The sequence below is a fragment of the Psychrobacter sp. NZS113 genome (assembly GCF_015864825.1).
Taxonomy (GTDB): Bacteria; Pseudomonadota; Gammaproteobacteria; order Pseudomonadales; family Moraxellaceae; genus Psychrobacter.
The window spans coordinates 77,126-97,045 of record NZ_JADYWL010000010.1; the positions used below are offsets into that span (position 1 = coordinate 77,126).

The following is a 19,920-nucleotide window of genomic DNA, read 5'->3' on the forward strand; positions in this document are numbered from 1 at the left end:
CACAGCGATTGAGCAGCTATTAAAAATAACGGAGCGTTCTCATGAAAGTTTTAGTCAGTATCATAAGTTTAATCGCATTTTTGCTGGTTGCACTGCCAGCACCGCTTTATAGATTTGGGGTTGTAGAGTTAGGCACTGCCTTTACAGGATTTAAATTTGGCCTGGTTGTTGGTATCGCGGCGCTCGTACTCTTGGTAATCCAAGTTATATTTAAACGTAAGACAGTTAGCATAGCTAGCGCAGCAATAGCCGTTATATTTTCTACGATTGCTATCGCTCTTCCACTCGGCATGATGACTACTGCCAAAAACGTACCACCGATTCACGACATTTCAACTGATTTAATGAATCCACCTGAGTTTGTCGCGATTGCGCCACTACGTGCAGATGCACCCAATCCAGTAGAGTACGCAGGTACAGAAGCGGCTGAACAACAACGCACGGCCTATCCTGATCTACAGACATTGACCTACTCTCAATCTGAGTCTGAATTGGTTGAAGCATCCAGACAAGCCGTTGAGAATTTAGGTTGGGAGCTTGTTAATACTGATGCAGATAAAGGCATCGTTGAAGCGACAGAGACGACTGCTTGGTTCGGTTTTAAAGATGATGTAGTAGTACGTGTGACTGACAATGATAGCGAACGCTTGGTTGATATCCGCAGTAAGTCACGGATTGGCAAAAGTGACCTAGGTAAAAATGCGGCACGTATTCATAGCTTTATTGAAGAGCTGGATAAGGTTTTGGGGAATTAGCTAGGTTTGAATAGAGTATGAATGACTGAAGCAGTACTGACTTTATCACTTTATTCATCTCAAAATTTTTATCAGAAACCCTCTTCTAATCTTGCGCCACCGTCAATTTATAGTAACCATTCACAATCTTAGTCCTTCGATACCTTTTCTTTACTGTTTAGATTGGTTACTCTAGGTCAATACTGCTTTTATCTACTTTGTTCTATTTTTCAATGACTGTTTCGATGTTTATAGGATATTTTCATGCGTTTGACTCCGTTTTCTACTTTATCGCTGCTTAGCATCGCTGTTGGGCTGAGTTTTGCTAGCACTGCCCAAGCTGCCAGACCAGATGCACCTGATTTATCCAATGCTGAATTTCAACAATGTCTAGATGGGCTAAAAAACTCTAGCAAATTCAGCGGTGTAGACAGTTTCACCTTTAATAACTACCGCCCTACCCAGCCTGATCCTAGCGTGATTCAATCACTCAATTATCAGCCAGAGTTCCAAAAGGACGTTTGGGATTATCTATCAGTACTAGTGGACAAAGAGCGTGTAGAAGACGGTATCCGCGCCAAGCGCCAATGGAGCGACACGCTACGCCAAATAGAGTCACGTTATGGTGTAAAAGCTGAACATGTACTCGGTGTGTGGGGCGTTGAGTCTAACTTTGGTCAAACGCTCGGTACAAAACCACTGTTTGAATCCTTAGCTACTTTATCTTGCTTTGATCGTCGCCAAAGTTACTTTCAAGGTGAATATGCCAATGCCTTAAAAATTGTCCAAAATGGTGATATTGCGCCAAATGACATGACCGGCTCTTGGGCAGGTGCTTTTGGACAGACGCAGTTTATGCCGAGTACTTTTTTAGAGCTGGCTGTCGACTTTGATGGTGACGGACGCCGTGATTTAGTCAACAATGTACCTGATGCATTGGCCTCTACCGCAAACTTTTTGAGTAAGCGCGGCTACCGCTCAGGCGAGCCTTGGGGTTATGAAGTCAAACTACCAAGTGGTTTCTGGGCTGCGTCTGACCGTAAGAACAAAAAGTCGATAAGCTATTGGAGCAATCAGGGCATAACACTCGCGAATGGTGGCTCTCTACCATCTGATTTGAGCAGCGCAGGTCTATTACTGCCCGCTGGTATTGAAGGCCCTGCATTTTTGGTCGGTAAAAACTTCGACACGTTTTATTCATATAATGCGTCAGAAAACTATGCATTGGCCATCGCTCATTTATCAGATCTCATCACCCGCGAAGACAGTAGAAAAACTGACTTTGTTACGGCGTGGCCGACAGATGACCCTGGTATCAGCCGCCAACAATCTAAAGAAATTCAGCAAGCATTATTAAATGCTGGCTACGATATTGGCGGTGTGGATGGCATCATCGGTGACAATACCCGTACCGCTATTCAACAGTATCAGACGAGCAAAGGTATTTTTCCAGCAGATGGTCGTGCAGGGCAAAAATTCTATCGTGCAATCGTTGCCAATGCAACGCCAAATCAAACTCAATATGGCCAGCCTGCGAATAGTAGACCTTTAAACCCTGCCCCTGCTGATCGTATGGGACAGCTAATTCAACAGCAAACGACGACGCCTAATACTTACTCGACGCAGCCTGCTGCTCAACCATCAACATCTGGCAACACACGCTATGGCCGCGTTACTGATGCTAATGGCGTCGTAAAGCTCGTCCGTGTTGACGAAGGTTCGTAGGGTTAAATAATCTTATCTTGAGCACACAAAAAGGCCACGCTATTATTAGCGTGGCCTTTTTATGTTTTTTCAGAAAGTCATATTTTTTGAAGGCTAGAATAGCAACTTAAACGATAGGTGGTGGATTTGGCTTACCGTTATCACCATTCCAGTTTTCACGCGCTTTATCATCTAAATCAGCAGGCGTTTTCGGTTCCCACTTACCATTCTCTTTCCAAGTCGCATCGCCCCAATCTTCGTCTTGTTCTTTTCTATCCAATTCTTTATAAGCTTGGCTAGGATCGATACCACGGCGTTTCATATCTGCTATTTGCTCTTCTAATGTATGAAACTGTTCAGAATCATGCATCGTTTTTTCTAAGCCATCCAGCTCTTTTCTCAATTCGTCATTTTTAGAGTTACTCATTACATGCTCTCCTTAATTGGTCAATATTATTGTACGTTCTATATGTTTGTAATTTTAATATAAGCAATGTGTTCATCATGAACATCTAATCAGTCTTATTATCACCAGTCTTGAGCGGATTCACAACCATTGGCTCGTATGCTTTGTATTACAAAACGTATTCATAGAATTATATGTATTACTGACAACGCCTATCGTAATGAATATTTTGGAACTGAGGAAATATGAATACTGCTAAGAAGGGCGAACAAAAAGAAGAGCTAATAATAAGTGTTAATAGGAGAGCAGGTTAATTATTGTGGCTGAGAATCTGAATTTTTCCATAGATTCTTTGCATAAAAGGTCAGCTTCCAAAGCTCTTGTGAAGCTCGTGTACCGTAGGTGGTTAGCTGTATCCAGTTTGCCCCAACCAGTTGACGCTGCAATTTATTTAAATCATTTTGAGAAATTTGGCAGCGTGAGACCGCGTGGACGTTTGGCATGTCTTGTTTGACATCTTGCTCAGCTTTTGATGCTATGAGGCGGTTCATGGTGTTTTGCAGGCCATAGATAGAAAAGGTCGATGGAATTTTCATTAGTGAGATTAGTATCTCTTCCCACGTTAATGCCAGCGGTCTGATCACATCTGTTAAATTACCACCCTCATAAGCTTGGGCGCTATACTTAACTTCGATCACCTCTGTCAATACAATTGGTTGGCTTACGCTATCCGCCACAAAATCATCAACAACAGGACTTTCTTTCTTAACAGTTTTATTGGTAGATAATATATCCGCAAACCTTTCAGCCACTGATTGATTGCTAAATTTGATGGTTTCCTCATTAGCCCTTACCCAACCACCAGTTACCTTATGATTGACCATAATATTGTCGTAAGCTTCTCCGATCAGTTTTTCGATATCAGCTTCTGTATCATAATAATATAATTGATTGTCTTGTCTAGTCACCAACTTAATGAATTCTTGTAGTTGACGGCTGATAAGCGCATCTTGGGGATGGTTTTTGACTAACACAAATAAGGGTTTGCTTTTGGCTTTAGCATTCAAGTAGCTCAAATGCATTTGACTAACACCAGTTCTTTGTACCGTACCGTAGCTGTCTCCAACGATCATCGCCACATAATCGCAGGAATCGATACATTGTCGACCATATAAAGAGGCTGACGGTAATTGGCTCGACACATCATAAGTCAAAAATGCAAACGGCTGAAAAAATATCGCTAAGCTGTCTAAGACCAATAACTGGTCATTATCAGCGCATATGATATGAATATGGTAGCGACGGTTTGGCACAATCACCTCTAAAATCAGGTCATGATATAAAAGAATATGATATAAAATAGAGCACAAATATTTTGTTTTGCACAGACTAGCACAGTCTTATAAAAATTGGGCTCAATTTATTTTAATGATATAAGTATGATTATGGGCTTCATATGGACAGTATCAGTCACCTTTACTTAATATAGTATTGTAATACGACTTCGCTGCCAAGCAACTGCGTGATCAAAATATCCATTTTATTATCATATTTAGTTGCATAAAAAACCAATGGTGGTCGAATATCAGTATCTGGGCTATCAACAGCAGAGAGACCATTTGGTTCATCTTCAATCAATGCTGACAGCTGGTTTGCGACCAATAGTTGTTTGACACGCTCAGCGATTGCTTGTCCAGAGTCGACCACCTGCATCGATAACTGCTGCTGAGCAATTTCATCTAATAAGAATGCTCTAAAAAACGGATAATGCGTACAGCCTAGCACCAATTGATCAATACCATCGTTCGCAAACACTTGTAGCTGCTGGCGTAAACCTACTGCGGTATCACTCTCTTCTGGCATCCCAGCCTCTACCCAAGGCACCAATTGTGGATCAAAATACTTGGTCACTATTGTACGGTTAGGTTTGGCAACGTTATGAATAACATCATTAAGCAACGTACCATTCAAAGTCGCTTTGGTCGCCAATACTGCAACACGGCCACTTTTGCTGGCTACTACTGCTGGCTTTAAGGCAGGAACCAAACCAACAATAGGTAGCTGCGGATAATAACGCCTTGCTGTCTCCAATGCATAAGCTGAAGCACTGTTGCACGCAATAACGATAAGCTTACAGCCTTGCTGATACAGCCACTCTACCGCTGTCAACGTTAGCGCTTCGATATCTGCACTGTCACGATTGCCGTAGGGTACATTCAGCGTATCAGCATAATAAACATAACACTCAGTAGGTAACTGCTTCGCTAAGTGTAGATAGACAGACAGTCCTCCGAGACCAGAGTCGAACAGTCCAATTGGCGCATTTCGACTTCTATTATGCGCAGTAGTATTAATGCCAGTTTTAATAATAGCAGCATTAGATATACGTTCAGTGCCATTACTACTGAGGCCATCTGAGCGTAATTTGGTTGTATTGGGGGTATTACGTGCGGCAATATCCATAGTTAAATTACTGCCATTTTTATACACATATCGTCATCTTTGTACTACTTATTCAATCGAGAATTTATTTAAATATAGTCATTTCATCTTAAAAGTATTACGGCGTTAACCTCGCTTGAAGTATTAAACATCTACACTCGGTTGCTTTGTACTACTTTTAAATTGAATCGCCTATATCATACCGCTATCTATCTTTTAGTGAGTAAAAATCATTCTATCTATTAAGTGTAGCGTAATTCACCAGCAATGTTAATCGGCTGGCATCGATAGTTGATAGGAGTTGCCACCACTTTGTAAGGTCAATATCACCTCACCATCTTGCTCTTTCAACTCGCCAATTTCTGTCAAATGATAAAAGGTATTGCGACCGATCAGTGCTGTCAAACCGTTCCTAACAGGCATATAAGGACGTATTTGCGTTTCGGATATTTTTCCCTGATAACTATCAGCATCCACCTCTACATCAGACGTTGTATGGTCAGTTATATTTCGATCTTTAGCATTATACGCCTTTAATGTGATTTGATGCTCATCATCTAAACGCACCACATCGCCTGTTGTGGTCGTGAACTCTAACCAACTTTTATTGTCCTCATTGACGATACCGACATCATTGATGAGCAGTGGCGCATCTTCAACTTGAATGCGGATTTTTTGCACAGGTGTCTTCAAAAAGTACTCGATGAGGCCCTCGTTTTCTTCTTTCCATAATATAGTCGCAAACAAGCTGACTAATGACTCTCTAGTCATTTCCCCACCTTCATGCCACCACTCGCCATTTGCCTTTATGACCAAATCCATATCGGCCACATTTTCAGGATGCCAGTTCTCTAGTGGTGGTATCGCGCGACTCTTACGTGACCCTGCAGTAGACTTTAAATAAAGGCTAAGCGCATCCATATTATTTAGGTCAGGTGACACGTCGTTATTGACTTCAGCACCATTTTTACGATTACTAGCAGCACTATTATTATCGTTATTCATTGTATAATCCTTTACCTAGTATTCAAAGTTTGGCAAATCTATTATTACTATAAATTTTAGTTTCGGGTATGATGAGACCATGTCATCATAAACCACTCATTAGCTCGATATTACCTTAACACCTATACTCATAAATGCGTATCGTGTTTATAGGACTTTTCTTTTATAATGAGTAACGATTTTTTATTTTTATAAAAACGATCAAGTGGCTATTGTGTCAATGACACATTTTACGTTATGTGTTGATATCTTTAAGTAAATTGATCTCAATAGCAGCGTGATCAATTGATGCCGCAAAGACAGTTTTTATCGGGCAGCCATATGTCTGAGTAACGTTAGCGCCGCAACTCTATTATTCAATTGTTAAGCTAATGATGCCCTGAGATAAGCCACTAAAAGTTTAGGAGTAGGTATGCAAGAGCCAAACAATCAAGAAGCAGTCATCGACGGTAATACTGTGAACACTGATAAGCCAGAAACAGCAAATCTGAACAAAGCAGAGCCAGAAGTTGCAACACAAGAAGTGGCAGTCGAAGAAGTGCCAATCGGAGAAGTCGCAGTGGAAGAGCAACTTGCTGAAGAAGTTATTATCGAAAAAGCACCAGAGCCAGTCGTAGAACCTGTGGCGGCAGAGCCTGAAATCGAACGTGAATCAATGGAGTTCGATGTCATCATCGTTGGTGGCGGACCTGCTGGTCTCTCTGCTGCTATTCGTCTCCGCCAACTTGCTATTGCAGCTGGTAATGATGAGTTTATGGTATGTGTGGTCGAAAAAGGCTCTGAATTTGGCGCGCACACCTTATCTGGTGCCGTCATCGAACCACGTGCTTTGAACGAGCTAATTCCAGACTGGAAAGAAAAAGGCGCACCGCTTAACGTGCCAGCGACCGAAGATCGCTTTTATTATCTAAACTCAGCCACACGCTCTACTAAAGTGCCTGACTCTCTAATTCCAGGGCCGATGCACAATGACGGTAACTATATTGTCTCCTTGGGTAATGTGGTTCGTTGGTTGGCTGTACAAGCAGAAGAGCTAGAAGTCATGATGTTCCCAGGCTTTCCTGCCGATGACATCTTATATAATGACGATGGCTCTGTACGCGGTGTCTTAACGGGTGATATGGGTGTAGCTGCTGATGGCGAAGCTAAGCCAAGCTTTGAGCCTGGTTACGAGCTGCTTGCCAAATATACTATCTTTGCTGAAGGTAGCCGCGGTCACCTAGGTAAACGCTTGATCAGCCGTTTTGATCTTGATAAAGATTCAGATCCTCAGCATTATGGTCTTGGATTGAAAGAGCTGTGGGACGTCGTGCCTGAAAAGCATGAGCAAGGCGTAGTCATGCACGGTCTTGGCTGGCCATTGACCGAAACTGGTTCTACTGGTGGCTGGTGGTTGTACTTTGATGAAAACAACCAAGTCAGTTTTGGTCTTGTCGCTGACTTGTCTTACCACAACCCATATATGTCGCCATTTGATGAGATGCAACGCTTAAAGACGCACCCTGTCATTAAAAACGTCCTAGAAGGCGGCAAACGTATTTCTTACGGCGCACGTGCATTGACCAAAGGTGGTCTTAACTCACTACCGAAATTTACCTTCCCAGGTGGTGTTTTGGTCGGTGATGATGCTGGCTTCTTGAACCCTGCCAAAATCAAGGGTACTCATACTTCGATGAAGTCCGGTATGTTGGCTGCTGAAGCTATCTTTGAAGCCTTACAAGCTGATCGTCAGCATGACGAAGTCGTTGCTTATACAACCATGTATAAAGAGTCATGGTTGTATCAAGACAACTATGAGTCACGTAACTTCTCGCCTGCGATACATCGCATGGGTCTGTTTATGGGCGGTGCGTTCACCTTTATTGAGCACAATCTATTAAAAGGTAAAATGCCATTTACCTTACATGACAACCTACCAGATTACGATCAGCTAGAGCGTGCTAGTCAGGCTTATCAGCCAACTTATCTCAAGCCTGATGGCAAACTGGTCTTTGATAAATTGTCATCGGTATTTATTTCTAATACCAACCATGCTGAAGATCAGCCGACGCATTTGAAACTGACCGATCCAACGGTTCCTGTCTCAATCAACTTACCTTTATATGCAGAGCCTGCGCGTTTATACTGCCCAGCCGGTGTCTATGAAGTGGTTAAAAATGCTGAAGGTGCTAAGTTTGTTATCAATGCACAAAACTGTGTACATTGTAAAACGTGCGATATCAAAGATCCTTCGCAAAACATCACTTGGGTAACGCCCGAAGGTGGCGGTGGCCCTAACTATCCAAATATGTAATCGATGATTGACGCAGTTATTGCTCCTATATAGTCATTCCACTATAAAAGTATTACAGCGTTAACCTCGCTTGAAGTATTACATATACATCTACACTCGGTTGCCTTGTACTACTTTTAAATTGAATCGACTATAGCGTTATAGCAGTTCAATAAAAAACCGCCCTTTCTCATATAGAAAGGGCGGTTTTTTGTACTGACAGATTTCATTTAATCATCGAAATTAATCTGTCCAGGCATCACGATTGGCTTCATCTTTCAGCTTCACGAAATCATCAGGGTTAAACTTGATTTGATCCCCTGTTTTACCCTCTTTTATTTGACGTTCATAATCACGTAAAATTCTAAGCGCAACTGGAGATAGCATGACAATAGCCACCAAGTTGACCAATGCCATCAGACCCATTGATAAATCGGCGAAATTCCAAATAGCAGGTAAGCTAGCAACGGCACCAATGAATACCATGCCCAATACCATAAATCGGAAAACCATTATCATTACCTTGGCGTTTTTGGCACCAGAGATAAACTCAAGGTTCGACTCACCATAGCTATAGTTAGCAATGATAGAAGTGAACGAAAAGAAGAAAATAGCAATCGCAACGAATATCACGCCTAGGTCACCCACATACTGTGATAATGCTAGCTGTGTCAACTGAATACCTTCTTGCTCAACATTCGGATCGACCACACCAGACAATATGATAATCGACGCTGTTGCTGTACAAATAATGAGCGTATCCATGAATACACCCAGCATTTGCATAAACCCTTGCACTGCGGGATGATCAGGATGGCTTTTTGCAGTTGCCGCAGCATTAGGCGCTGAACCCATACCTGCTTCGTTAGAGAATAAGCCACGTTTGATACCATTGATCATTGCCTGAGCAATACCATAACCAATCACACCACCTGCTGCTTGCTCAAAACCAAATGCTGATTTTACAATCAAAGCAATCGCTGCTGGGAACTGGCTAAAGTTGGTAACGATAATATATAAAGCCAATAACACATATAAAATAGCCATGACTGGTACGATTTTACCCGCAATACGAGCAACCGAACGCAAGCCACCGAATACGACTGGCGCTACTAAGACTACTAGTATCAAGCCTGTCATCCACGTTGGAATACCAAAGGCTTCATGCGTTGCCTGTGCGATGGTATTTGACTGTACGCCGTTGAACGCCAAGCCGAAAGCAACAAGCAAACATAATGAGAAAAATATCGCCAACCAACGCTTACCCAGACCTTTTTCGATATAGTAAGCCGGTCCACCACGATAGACATTGTCATTGTGCGGTACTTTGTATGCTTGAGCCAACGTTGATTCGATGAAGCTCGTCGACATACCGACGATTGCGGTCATCCACATCCAAAACACAGCGCCTGGACCACCAAGATAAATAGCAATGGCTACCCCTGCCAAGTTACCTGTGCCGACACGAGCTGCTAATGATGTCATCAATGCTTCAAACGAGCTAATACCGCCATCTTTACGCCCTTGATTAGAAACGCGTAATAGCTTCCACATATGGCCAAAATGACGAAACTGAATAAAGCGTGTAATAATGGTAAAGTAAAGACCTGCGCCAATCAGTACGAACACTAACAATCCATACCAAGGGTTACTGGCAATCAGCCAATCATTGTTACCCCAAATAATACTGACACCATAGTTTACGATGCTATTAAACCAACCTGCTATTCCGTCATTCATACGGACTCCTCATTAACGATTAATACTTTATAGATTTTCTCTAAGAGTTGTATCGATATCATATTTTGACTGATGCAAGACTTTAGAAATCTTGTTCAAAATATTCGATACCAAAATATCATGTGCATGATATAGTATTGAGTGATTAACAATTATCACATTTGGTTATTAATTCTGATAATATATTTATTAAATAAATGTTACTTACACTTGATATAATATAGAATGTATTGAGTAACAATTTAACAGCACTTATTAACTATTGTCGTATTTTCCTGCGATTTTAACCGTTAACAGGATATATAATAGTATTAGATGCTATACAGATAGCTGAAATGCACACTCAATTATTGCCATTACTTCTATTTAGTATAGGCAAAATGCATTTTAGACATTTATGTTGATGTAATATTTATTGATCGATATGAATTTTTGGAACATTAAAAATGTTCAGGCCCTTGTCAGGAAGACAAGATTGCAAAAAAGACAGTGGATTGTCCTACCCCCTTTCTCTTCCTCGATAAGTCCTATTATTCCTATACAACATTTTTGATAAAAGTGACCAATGCAATACTGAAGCATTCGTTTATCACTTTTGGCAATCAGCTTTCAGTAAAAATATGCTGTTACGTATTGCGTTTCCCACTGTTTGACACAGTACGTATCTATTTTTTATGACCATTTGAGTGATAAAAAATAGCCAAAACCTTTCTCACGTTGTTGGTACTTTTTAGTAACACTATTAAATCATTTGGGATTCGCAGTCTATCAAGCAAATTTTGCCATAGATATAATATCGCGGTAATCGATAAATGTGAAGCCATCACGATTTAGTAAAATGAGACCGACAATAACATTTTAGGTAAGACAAAAGGAGTTGTCCTATGGAGAACCACAGCGATTCATCTGGATATTGGAAGGCCAATATTCGTCTCATTCAAGGCTGCCTTGTCATTTGGGCGCTATGCTCGTACGGCTTTGGTATCTTGTTTCGTCCATTGTTAGCTGGTATCAAAATCGGTGGTACTGATCTGGGCTTTTGGTTTGCTCAGCAAGGATCTATTGGTATTTTTATCATCCTAATTTTCTTTTACGCTTGGCGTATGAATAAATTAGATAAACAATATGGCGTAGACGAGGAATAGCCCCATGAGTCAATTTGTAATTAATCTTATTTTTGTGGGTCTATCATTCGCACTGTACTTCGGTATCGCGATTTGGGCTCGTGCTGGTTCAACCAGTGAATTTTATGTTGCTGGTGGTGGTGTCCATCCGGTCGTTAACGGTATGGCAACCGCTGCTGACTGGATGAGTGCGGCGTCATTTATCTCAATGGCAGGTCTGATTGCTGCTAGTGGTTATGGCGCTTCTACCTATTTGATGGGTTGGACTGGTGGTTACGTTCTACTAGCGATGCTTTTAGCACCTTATTTACGTAAGTTCGGTAAGTTCACGGTTCCTGACTTTATCGGCGATCGCTTTTACTCAAAAACGGCTGCTATGATTGCTGTGGTCTGTTTGATTACCGCATCGACCACTTACGTTATCGGTCAGATGACCGGTGCTGGTGTTGCATTCTCGCGCTTCTTAGAAGTTGAGAGTAGTACTGGTCTTATTATCGCTGCTATTGTTGTCTTTTTCTATGCCGTACTTGGTGGTATGAAAGGGATTACCTATACGCAGGTTGCACAGTATGTGGTTCTGATGATTGCCTATACTATTCCTGCTGTCTTTATTTCACTCGAATTAACTGGTAACCCGATCCCAGGTCTTGGTTTGTTCTCAAACCATGTCGAATCAGGTGTCCCTATTTTGACTAAGCTTAACCAAATTGTGACTGACTTAGGTTTTGCTTCATATACTGCTGATGTGCCTAACAAGCTAAACATGGTGCTATTTACCTTGACGCTCATGATTGGTACAGCAGGTCTACCACACGTTATTATTCGCTTTTTCACTGTACCTAAAGTGGCTGATGCTCGTTGGACTGCTGGTTGGACGTTAGTATTTATCTCACTATTGTACTTCACAGCTCCAGCAGTAGGTGCTATGGCGCGCTTAAACTTAGTAGATACTATCTATCCACAAGGTGTTGAGAATCAACCTATTCTTAATAGTGAACGTCCTGATTGGATGAAAACTTGGGAAGAGACAGGTCTTATTAAATATAACGATCTAAATAATGATGGTCGTATCCAGTTATATAGCGACAGTGGACTTGGTGCCGCTCAGATCGCCCTTAATACTGCTCAAGCTGACGGTGGCGATGTTGCTGCAGCAACTGCAGCAGTAGAAACTGCTCGTATTGCACATGATGCAGAGCTTGATGGTCGTTTTGCTGACGCTGGATGGGCAGGTAACGAGCTTGATGTTAACGCTGATATCTTAGTTCTGGCGAATCCAGAGATTGCACAGCTTCCACCATGGGTTATTGGTCTTATCGCTGCAGGTGGTTTGGCAGCAGCACTATCAACAGCTGCCGGCCTACTGCTCGCAATTTCATCAGCCATTAGTCATGATTTAATTAAAGGTAACTTAAACCCAAATATTACCGATGCACAAGAGTTGAAGTATGCTCGTATCACTATGGGTGTGGCGATTGTAATAGCGACTTACTTAGGGATGAATCCGCCAGGGTTTGCCGCACAGGTCGTAGCACTGGCCTTCGGTATTGCTGCCTCTTCATTGTTCCCTGTATTGATGATGGGTATTTTCTCTAAACGCATCAACAATCTTGGCGCTATTGCAGGTATGTTGACTGGTTTAACAGTCGTTCTTGTCTATATCTTTATGTTCAAAGGTTGGTTCTTCATCAGTGGTACTGCCAACTTCCCTGATACTGAAGAGTACTGGTTATTTGGTATCTCACCGTTATCATTTGGTGCGGTTGGTGCATTGCTTAACTTCATCGTAGCATTCGCTGTATCTTATGCTACTGCGCCACCACCAGCACATATTCAAGAGCTGGTTGAGAGCGTACGTTCTCCACGTGGCGCTGGCGGTGCAGTCGACCACTAAGCTCACAACTGAGGATATATCTTCTGTTACTATATATCACTCACAGGCAGTAATTGCTTGTGGGTGATTTTTTTATCCTATCGCTATAATAACTAAATTTTAGATTTTCACTTTATCTAATAGGTTCAATTAAACATATCTAACGCATTAAGGAATATTTTATGCTTTTTGAGTTTATCGCTACCATCGCTGCCGCATTTGGTATGGCTGGATTAGCACTTATCATAACTCACCTCAGCAAACTGGCAGGCAAACGTGCCCCTAAATGGCTGATTCCCTTATTTGCTGCTATTGGTATGTTTGCATTTCAGATAAACCAGGAGTACAGCTGGTATGGCCAACAAGTCGAAAAGCTACCTGAAGGCGTCGAAGTCGTCAAAACAGCAGAAAGCTCGGAGTGGTTCCGCCCATGGTCTTACGCTAAGCCGCAAATATTACGTTTTATCGCTGCCGATATCGGAAATGCTAGTGTGCAAGTAGACAACCCAGATATACACTTATTCAATTTGTATTTATTTGAAAGACGAAGAAGTATAGAGAAAGTCCCTCAAGTTATCGATTGTAGTGTTCCTGCGCGTGCAGATTACGTTATACCTGAAAAAGGCAATACACTATCAATTGACGAGCATGTAAAGCAAACGACTGCATGGCGAGATTTAGCCACAGATGATCCCCTATTTATCAAAATTTGCACTGATAAACAAAGCTAACGAATTAAAAGACAGTTAAGACAGAAAATCCATTAGCATTAAATTTTTCAAAAAGACGTATGAGGATAAGGCGGTATTTTAGATGAATAAAAATCTAAGATACCGCCTTATTTATTCACTTTTTTTATTGATGATACTAACGAGACGTTGCCGCATAAGTATGTTTAGAGTTGGCACCTAGCAATAGCCCTGCACACAAACCACCGAAATGCGCGGCAAAGGAAATACCTTCTTGCGGCATCAAGCCCTCTTTGATAGTGAGCCAATACCCCGCCCCCATAACGATGCAAGCAATCAAATAACCCCAACGCCGTGCGAATACAGCCCCTCCTATCATGTAACCGAGCATCGCAAAGCATAACCCTGATGCACCAATATGGATGGAGGATGGCGAACCGATAACCCAAGTAACTAACCCAGAAGCCACTATCAATTTAAGTATGGTTCGATAGGCGTTTTTTTCAAACAATCCGAATAAAAATAAAATTTGTAATAACGTTACCGTGTTGCCAATTAAATGTGAATAATTACCATGCATCGTCCATGAAGCAAAAACGCCTATCATGCTACCCACATCTAAGGCACGTGGCACAATACCAAAAATATTCCACAGTCCAAATAATGCCACTTCATTCAGAAAAAACATTCCCCACATGGGTATTAGTACAAAAGCATATAAACCAAAAACTTGCTTGATTCGAGCTACGAACAAGGTAGATAATTGCTGCCAGTTCATATTGTTTTTTATCCTTTGAGTTAATTTCTTCAAGCATTTCTTATGGGTTTACAGCAAATAGTGGGTGCTCTACTGGTTTGAATGACAATAATGCAGCATCTTTATCAGCCGTTAAGTAGCTATCACCATGTAATAGGGATGTCGAATGATAAGGAACTAGCGCAGTAGGAATGAAGCTACGTGCCGCATCAATATGCTTGATTGAATCATCAAAAAAGATATGTGGTGCAAACGTTCTCAAGACTGCAGTCTTTTCCAACCCTCCTAAGAAGAACGCCATATCGACGTTTACACCCCACTTTCTCAGAGTTTTAATAGCACGCAGGTCAGCAGGTGCATTACGAGCAGTGACTAAGGCAATTTTTATTGGAGACAGTTTCAGACCAGCTGGCAGACGCTCTTGCAGGCTCGATAACTTGATTAACAGCTCAGCATAAGGCCCTTTTTCAATAGGTAAGTCGCGCATTTGCACTTCACGATCATGAAAAGCACGCAGGCCTTTTTGTTTATAGAGCAATTCTCCTGAATCATCAAACAGCACTGCATCGCCATCGAAGGCAATACGTAATTGATCGGTATCCAACTCATAAGTATTAACAGGTGTCGCATCAAGGATTGCGCAAGCACAAATATTGGCATCGGCAACTTGCTGCGCATCATCACGATTGGTGGTCAGAAATAAATCAACATTGAAATCTTTGATATAAGGAGCAACGGGGCTACCTGAAATAAATGCTGAACGTGAAATATTAATACCATCTGCAAGAATGGCATTGAGCACCTGAATACCAGTGTCTGGGCTGCTTTTTGAGACAATGACCACTTCAACTAAAGGAGCATCGGTCTCTATATCTTGAATTTGGTCGTTATTACAATAATGATTGAGACTCAGCAATGCTTTAATTAGTGGATAGCCAGCACCAATATTTAAAGGATCATTTTCACGCTCTGTCATGTAGTCACGAAACTCTTTGATAGCACTTGTCGGTCGCTGCTCTAATAATTCTAATAAATAATTTTCTGATTCAGTTAAATCAAAAAGCGCGGTTGCAGAAATTGCGACAATGAGCGTATTACTAAAATCGACAGCCATAAATGTGTGCTTCTATGATAAGTATTGGAAGTTATAGAATTTATTTTACTACATGTATAGGTTAGCCGTGTAGCTACTCATAGTAATGAAAAAACGTTAATATATATTTGTTATGACAAAAAAAAGACTGCTATCGCAGTCTTTTCTTTAATTTTTGATCAACATTTAGCTGATGTCAGTACCGTCATCAATAACAAAGCTTACAATCATAATGACATGATACTTACTAATTTTTCCATCAGTGACGCCCACTTTTTGTTCTTTTATCCAAGCACCTTCAACATTTTTAACCGTCTTAGAGATTCTCGCGATACCTTGTTGAATAGCATCTTCAAAACTGGTTTCAGAAGTACTGCTGATCTCAATATTTTTAGCAATAGTCATAATATTTCTCGCATCCATATGATTTTAAAATAATTATTGTAAGACAGGATTATCGTAAAAGTACTACTGTAAAACTCTGTCTTATAATTATTCTATCGTTATACATAATCTATAACAGTGCGTCTATGTTATTTTATGTGTGAGTTAGCTTAACAATACTAAGGATATCGCTGGAAAAGCGACTAAAATAACCAGCCGAATCAGATCAGAGACAATGAATGGCGCGACTCCGCGGAACATATCAGATAGCTTAATATGTGGTGCCATTGCTTTAATCACAAAGATGTTCATCCCCATCGGTGGTGTAATAAGTCCCAGCTCTACTGTCAATACAGCGATAATACCAAACCACACTGGATCAAACCCTAATGCCACAATGATTGGATATACCACTGGAATAGTGATTACTAACATTGCTAAAGCATCCATGAACAACCCTAAGAGGAAGTACATGATTAAGATACAGATCAGTACGATCATTGGGCTGACATCTAACGTACCAATCCAAGTTGCTAGTGTATAGGACAAGCGTGAGACGGAAATAAAGTAACCCAAAGCTTCTGCACCCAGTAGCATAAAAAATACCACTGCTGACAATGCGAGCGTCTCAATCAGGGACTGCTTTAAACCATCTAGACGCATACCTTTGACAAAAGCATAAGCCCAAGAAACAAACGCACCGACTGCTGCTCCTTCTGTTGGGGTAAATAACCCAAAGAAAATACCAGCGATAATCACAATGAAAATAAAGCTAAATGGTATGAGTCCCGTTAACGATAGCAACTTGGCTTTTAACGAAGTAGGCTCACCGCGACGCGCTAAATGCGGCTTCCAGCGTACCATAACCATGACAGTGATTGAGTACATAACCATCCCTAACATACCAGGTAAAAAGCCAGCAATAAACATATCACCGACAGACTGCTGAGTTAAGATTGCATAGACCAGTAACGCAATGCTGGGTGGAATCATGATACCTAGTGTGCCACCTGCTGCTAAAATACCACAAGCAAAACCAGGTTGATAACCGTACTTTTCCATTTGTGGCAATGCAACCTTGGTCATGGTAGATGCAGTCGCCAATGATGACCCTGAGATTGAAGCAAAGATACCGGACGAGCCAATACCAGCAATACCTAGACTACCCCTCACGCCACCAAATATCGTGCGAGTCGCATCAAACAGCTTTCCTGCCATACCCGAATGAGAAGCAAAGACACCCATAAGTATGAATAAAGGAATGGCACTAAAATCATATTTTGCTAAAACATCGACCGGTAAATCCTTAAGCATTTGCACTGCACCAATCGGTGCTGTCACCGCACCGAAGCCAACCAAACCAACACCTAACATAGCGAGCGCAACAGGAACACGCAGCATGACCATCGCAATCATGCACAACAAACCAATGGCGCCAATAATTTCTGGACTCATGCCCCTGTCTCCTCAGCGTCAAAGAACTCGCCTGTTTTAAAGATATTAATGGATTCGATTAATGATCGAATGGCAAGTAGTATGCTTAAAAAGGCACTGATAGCGTAAATGGGCATCATAGATATTCGAAGATCTTGAGTGACTTTGCCATACTCTATCGCATCAAAAGCACTCTCATAAAGTCCCCATGTGAACACAATACCGATGATGAAGAAACCCATCATAAAAGTGCCCATCATGTAGCCTTTAACAGCTTTTGACATTTTTTGAGTGAAGACATCGACAATGATTTGTGAGCGTTCCACAAAAGCAGCAAAGGCAGCAAGTAAAGCAAATAGCATGAAATAAGACACAATTTCCACGCTACCTTTGACCGTAAATCCAAACTCACCACCAGTGAGCTTAAAAACATAACGAGCTGTCACATCCAACATAGTTACAAGAACAAGAATGATAAGACTAATGCCACCGATGAACTGGCATAGCCTAGAAATAAAGGTGCTGATTTTTACTAAAAATGCCATGTGATACCTCCAATGAATTAGACCTTACAGGCTGCACTGGCGGCTTTTGCTTTTTCGTAGATACCATCGGCATCTAGCCCCAAAGCTTTGACATCACTTAGATATTTTTGCGTTCCTTTTTCGAGCGGTCCTTTCCAGTCTGGATCATTTAGTGGATCAGGAATTTCGATGATTTCATCACCTTTGTCTTTAGCAGCTTGAATGGCCATCTGATCGTGCTTATCGAATACTTCACCAACTTTACTAGCAAGCGCCATTCCTGAGTTTTCATCCAAGACTTTCTTCAAGTCATCAGGCAAATTGTCGTACTTGTCCTTATTCATAGTCACCATCAGCGCCGAACTATAAAAAGGAATATTAGTATGATATTTAGTAATCTCGTCAATCTTGAATGCCGTTACCGCTTCCCAAGGGAAACTCAAACCATCAACGACACCGCGCTGTAGAGAGGTATACATATCGTTCGCAGGTAAACCTACTGGTGAAGCGCCAGCACTTTCTATAATGTCGCCTGCTACTGCAGAAGGACGGCGGATACGCATACCCTTCATGTCTGCAGGCGTTCGAATTAACTTGTCTGTTGTATGAAGCGCGCCAGGCCCTCCACCGTACATAAACAGTAAATGAGTATCTTCGTACTCACTAGCAAGCGTACCATCGTCATAAAGGGTCTGTAGCATACAGCCCATTTGACTTGCTGAATTGGACAAACCAGGAAGCTCAGTAATTTGAGTTAATGGGAAACGACCGTTAGTATAGCCATGTGCTTGTGAGCCAATATCTATCGTGCCTTTTGCTGCAGATTCATAAGTAACATCTGCTTTAGCAAGACCGGCGGAAGGATACAATTCTATTTTTAGACGCCCGTCAGAATCTGCCTCTATTTTTTTAGCCCAAGGTTCAAAGACCTCTGTGCTAATAGATGAGGTTGCTGGCCAGAAATGTGAGAAGCGTAAGACCGTCGTTTCTTGAGAGTTTGCTGATGAGCCATCAGTTGTATCAGCAGATTGGTTAGAACAACCTAAAAGACTGGCAGCCGCTAAGGCACCAATTGAAAAAAGAGGAGCTAACTTCATTATCAATTCCTTTTGATAATTATAAGAGTAGGAGTAAAGCTTATATTCATTACTTCAAATTAAAAAATAACGAGTTATCTACAAAGTTAAAACGTTATTTTTACAAATCTGTAATAAAAATACCAATTAAAATTAGCAGCTATAATGATATAAGTCAAATCATTTTAGGATATTAGTACCAGTAATATATTCAATAATGATACATATACTTATCTGAACTAAAAATCCTAAAAATAAAACGTATCTCCATGATAAAAATCAAATAAATTGTAGTTAGAAAGGGAAAATAGTACAAATAATATTGAAATATTCCTCAGTTGTTTAGCAAAATTTGGCAGTTTTTATTAGATTTATATGAGTATTTATTGATATTGATGACACTCCCTAGTATGACCATTAAATATATTAGGTTCAAACCAAGCATCTAGCCTCATTTAGTCATTAAAAACAGGAAAACAGCCTATTCCCTCAAACCCCAGGCAAAAGAAAACCCCCTTTCGCGTTAGCGAAAGGGGGTTTATCTAGAATAGAGAGCTGACGATGACCTACTCTCACATGGGCGGACCCACACTACCATTGGCGCTACGATGTTTCACTTCTGAGTTCGGGAAGGGATCAGGTGGTGCCATCGCGCTATTGTCG

Annotated in this window: 17 protein-coding genes and 1 rRNA gene; 6 read left to right on the top strand and 12 right to left on the bottom strand. The window is 41.2% G+C overall.

Features of this window, described 5'->3' with window-relative positions; all coding sequences use genetic code 11:
• Positions 1-41 precede the first annotated feature (41 nt).
• Together I6E61_RS13420 and I6E61_RS13425 are read left to right on the top strand one after the other, a co-directional pair.
• Complete coding sequence (locus I6E61_RS13420; RefSeq protein ID WP_197135207.1) at positions 42-755, top strand: DUF1499 domain-containing protein; 714 nt, start codon at positions 42-44, stop codon at positions 753-755.
• Between the two features lie 243 nt (positions 756-998).
• The gene (locus tag I6E61_RS13425; RefSeq protein ID WP_197135208.1) at positions 999-2,459 is read left to right on the top strand and encodes a lytic murein transglycosylase; all 1,461 of its coding nucleotides are present in this window, start codon (positions 999-1,001) and stop codon (positions 2,457-2,459) included.
• A gap of 106 nt (positions 2,460-2,565) precedes the next feature.
• On the opposite strand, the gene I6E61_RS13430 is transcribed toward I6E61_RS13425, so the two are convergent.
• The 4 genes from I6E61_RS13430 to I6E61_RS13445 form a co-directional block, all read right to left on the bottom strand.
• Complete coding sequence (locus tag I6E61_RS13430) at positions 2,566-2,865, bottom strand: hypothetical protein (RefSeq protein WP_197135209.1); 300 nt, start codon at positions 2,863-2,865, stop codon at positions 2,566-2,568.
• 293 nt (positions 2,866-3,158) lie between these two features.
• A complete protein-coding gene (locus I6E61_RS13435) occupies positions 3,159-4,157 on the bottom strand; it encodes a DUF4062 domain-containing protein (protein ID WP_197135210.1) in 999 nt (332 codons plus the stop codon).
• Positions 4,158-4,320: 163 nt separating this feature from the next.
• Positions 4,321-5,307 carry a glutamate racemase gene (murI, locus tag I6E61_RS13440; RefSeq protein ID WP_197135211.1) on the bottom strand — a complete coding sequence of 329 codons (987 nt, stop codon included), beginning with the start codon at positions 5,305-5,307 and terminating at the stop codon, positions 4,321-4,323.
• Positions 5,308-5,556: 249 nt separating this feature from the next.
• Positions 5,557-6,291: a DUF1285 domain-containing protein gene (locus I6E61_RS13445; protein WP_197135212.1), complete on the bottom strand. Its 735-nt coding sequence runs from the start codon at positions 6,289-6,291 to the stop codon at positions 5,557-5,559.
• A gap of 655 nt (positions 6,292-6,946) precedes the next feature.
• Here I6E61_RS13445 and I6E61_RS13450 point away from each other — a divergent pair.
• On the top strand, positions 6,947-8,584 hold the full coding sequence (locus tag I6E61_RS13450; RefSeq protein WP_197135229.1) for an electron transfer flavoprotein-ubiquinone oxidoreductase: 1,638 nt from the start codon (positions 6,947-6,949) through the stop codon (positions 8,582-8,584).
• 222 nt (positions 8,585-8,806) lie between these two features.
• Here I6E61_RS13450 and I6E61_RS13455 read toward each other — a convergent pair whose 3' ends face one another.
• Entirely contained in the window at positions 8,807-10,303 is a 1,497-nt protein-coding gene (locus I6E61_RS13455; RefSeq protein ID WP_197135213.1) for a sodium:alanine symporter family protein, read from the bottom strand.
• An 884-nt stretch (positions 10,304-11,187) separates the two neighbouring features.
• Here I6E61_RS13455 and I6E61_RS13460 point away from each other — a divergent pair.
• The 3 genes from I6E61_RS13460 to I6E61_RS13470 all read left to right on the top strand — a co-directional run bounded on the left by I6E61_RS13460 (position 11,188) and on the right by I6E61_RS13470 (position 14,031).
• Entirely contained in the window at positions 11,188-11,448 is a 261-nt protein-coding gene (locus tag I6E61_RS13460) for a DUF4212 domain-containing protein (RefSeq protein WP_197135214.1), read from the top strand.
• A 4-nt stretch (positions 11,449-11,452) separates the two neighbouring features.
• Positions 11,453-13,321 (top strand): sodium:solute symporter family protein, encoded by a 1,869-nt coding sequence (locus tag I6E61_RS13465; protein ID WP_197135215.1) that lies wholly within the window; start codon positions 11,453-11,455, stop codon positions 13,319-13,321.
• A 161-nt stretch (positions 13,322-13,482) separates the two neighbouring features.
• Positions 13,483-14,031, top strand: coding sequence for a hypothetical protein (locus I6E61_RS13470; protein WP_197135216.1), 549 nt, complete (start codon positions 13,483-13,485; stop codon positions 14,029-14,031).
• A 136-nt stretch (positions 14,032-14,167) separates the two neighbouring features.
• Here the strand turns inward: I6E61_RS13470 and I6E61_RS13475 are convergent, their stop codons facing one another.
• The 7 genes from I6E61_RS13475 to rrf all read right to left on the bottom strand — a co-directional run.
• Positions 14,168-14,767 carry a rhomboid family intramembrane serine protease gene (locus I6E61_RS13475; RefSeq protein WP_197135217.1) on the bottom strand — a complete coding sequence of 200 codons (600 nt, stop codon included), beginning with the start codon at positions 14,765-14,767 and terminating at the stop codon, positions 14,168-14,170.
• 40 nt (positions 14,768-14,807) lie between these two features.
• On the bottom strand, positions 14,808-15,860 hold the full coding sequence (locus I6E61_RS13480; RefSeq protein ID WP_197135218.1) for a 5'-nucleotidase: 1,053 nt from the start codon (positions 15,858-15,860) through the stop codon (positions 14,808-14,810).
• Between the two features lie 165 nt (positions 15,861-16,025).
• Positions 16,026-16,244 (bottom strand): dodecin family protein, encoded by a 219-nt coding sequence (locus I6E61_RS13485; protein WP_057761866.1) that lies wholly within the window; start codon positions 16,242-16,244, stop codon positions 16,026-16,028.
• A gap of 144 nt (positions 16,245-16,388) precedes the next feature.
• On the bottom strand, positions 16,389-17,678 hold the full coding sequence (locus tag I6E61_RS13490) for a TRAP transporter large permease (protein ID WP_197135219.1): 1,290 nt from the start codon (positions 17,676-17,678) through the stop codon (positions 16,389-16,391).
• Entirely contained in the window at positions 17,675-18,202 is a 528-nt protein-coding gene (locus tag I6E61_RS13495) for a TRAP transporter small permease (protein WP_197135220.1), read from the bottom strand. Before I6E61_RS13495 ends, I6E61_RS13490 begins: the two co-directional genes overlap by 4 nt.
• A 17-nt stretch (positions 18,203-18,219) precedes the next feature.
• Positions 18,220-19,278, bottom strand: coding sequence for a TRAP transporter substrate-binding protein (locus tag I6E61_RS13500; protein ID WP_197135221.1), 1,059 nt, complete (start codon positions 19,276-19,278; stop codon positions 18,220-18,222).
• Between the two features lie 532 nt (positions 19,279-19,810).
• Positions 19,811-19,920: ribosomal RNA gene (gene rrf / locus I6E61_RS13505) — 5S ribosomal RNA — on the bottom strand; the annotation flags it as partial.

Bases quoted from the DNA above. Each gene is read 5' to 3' on its own strand.
- I6E61_RS13495 (WP_197135220.1), bottom strand. From the start codon at position 18,202: ATGGCATTTTTAGTAAAAATCAGCACCTTTATTTCTAGGCTATGCCAG.
- I6E61_RS13490 (WP_197135219.1), bottom strand. From the start codon at position 17,678: ATGAGTCCAGAAATTATTGGCGCCATTGGTTTGTTGTGCATGATTGCG.
- I6E61_RS13420 (WP_197135207.1), top strand. From the start codon at position 42: ATGAAAGTTTTAGTCAGTATCATAAGTTTAATCGCATTTTTGCTGGTT.
- I6E61_RS13475 (WP_197135217.1), bottom strand. From the start codon at position 14,767: ATGAACTGGCAGCAATTATCTACCTTGTTCGTAGCTCGAATCAAGCAA.
- I6E61_RS13445 (WP_197135212.1), bottom strand. From the start codon at position 6,291: ATGAATAACGATAATAATAGTGCTGCTAGTAATCGTAAAAATGGTGCT.
- I6E61_RS13460 (WP_197135214.1), top strand. From the start codon at position 11,188: ATGGAGAACCACAGCGATTCATCTGGATATTGGAAGGCCAATATTCGT.
- I6E61_RS13470 (WP_197135216.1), top strand. From the start codon at position 13,483: ATGCTTTTTGAGTTTATCGCTACCATCGCTGCCGCATTTGGTATGGCT.
- I6E61_RS13485 (WP_057761866.1), bottom strand. From the start codon at position 16,244: ATGACTATTGCTAAAAATATTGAGATCAGCAGTACTTCTGAAACCAGT.
- I6E61_RS13425 (WP_197135208.1), top strand. From the start codon at position 999: ATGCGTTTGACTCCGTTTTCTACTTTATCGCTGCTTAGCATCGCTGTT.
- murI (WP_197135211.1), bottom strand. From the start codon at position 5,307: ATGGATATTGCCGCACGTAATACCCCCAATACAACCAAATTACGCTCA.
- I6E61_RS13500 (WP_197135221.1), bottom strand. From the start codon at position 19,278: ATGAAGTTAGCTCCTCTTTTTTCAATTGGTGCCTTAGCGGCTGCCAGT.
- I6E61_RS13455 (WP_197135213.1), bottom strand. From the start codon at position 10,303: ATGAATGACGGAATAGCAGGTTGGTTTAATAGCATCGTAAACTATGGT.
- I6E61_RS13450 (WP_197135229.1), top strand. From the start codon at position 6,947: ATGGAGTTCGATGTCATCATCGTTGGTGGCGGACCTGCTGGTCTCTCT.
- I6E61_RS13430 (WP_197135209.1), bottom strand. From the start codon at position 2,865: ATGAGTAACTCTAAAAATGACGAATTGAGAAAAGAGCTGGATGGCTTA.
- I6E61_RS13465 (WP_197135215.1), top strand. From the start codon at position 11,453: ATGAGTCAATTTGTAATTAATCTTATTTTTGTGGGTCTATCATTCGCA.
- I6E61_RS13480 (WP_197135218.1), bottom strand. From the start codon at position 15,860: ATGGCTGTCGATTTTAGTAATACGCTCATTGTCGCAATTTCTGCAACC.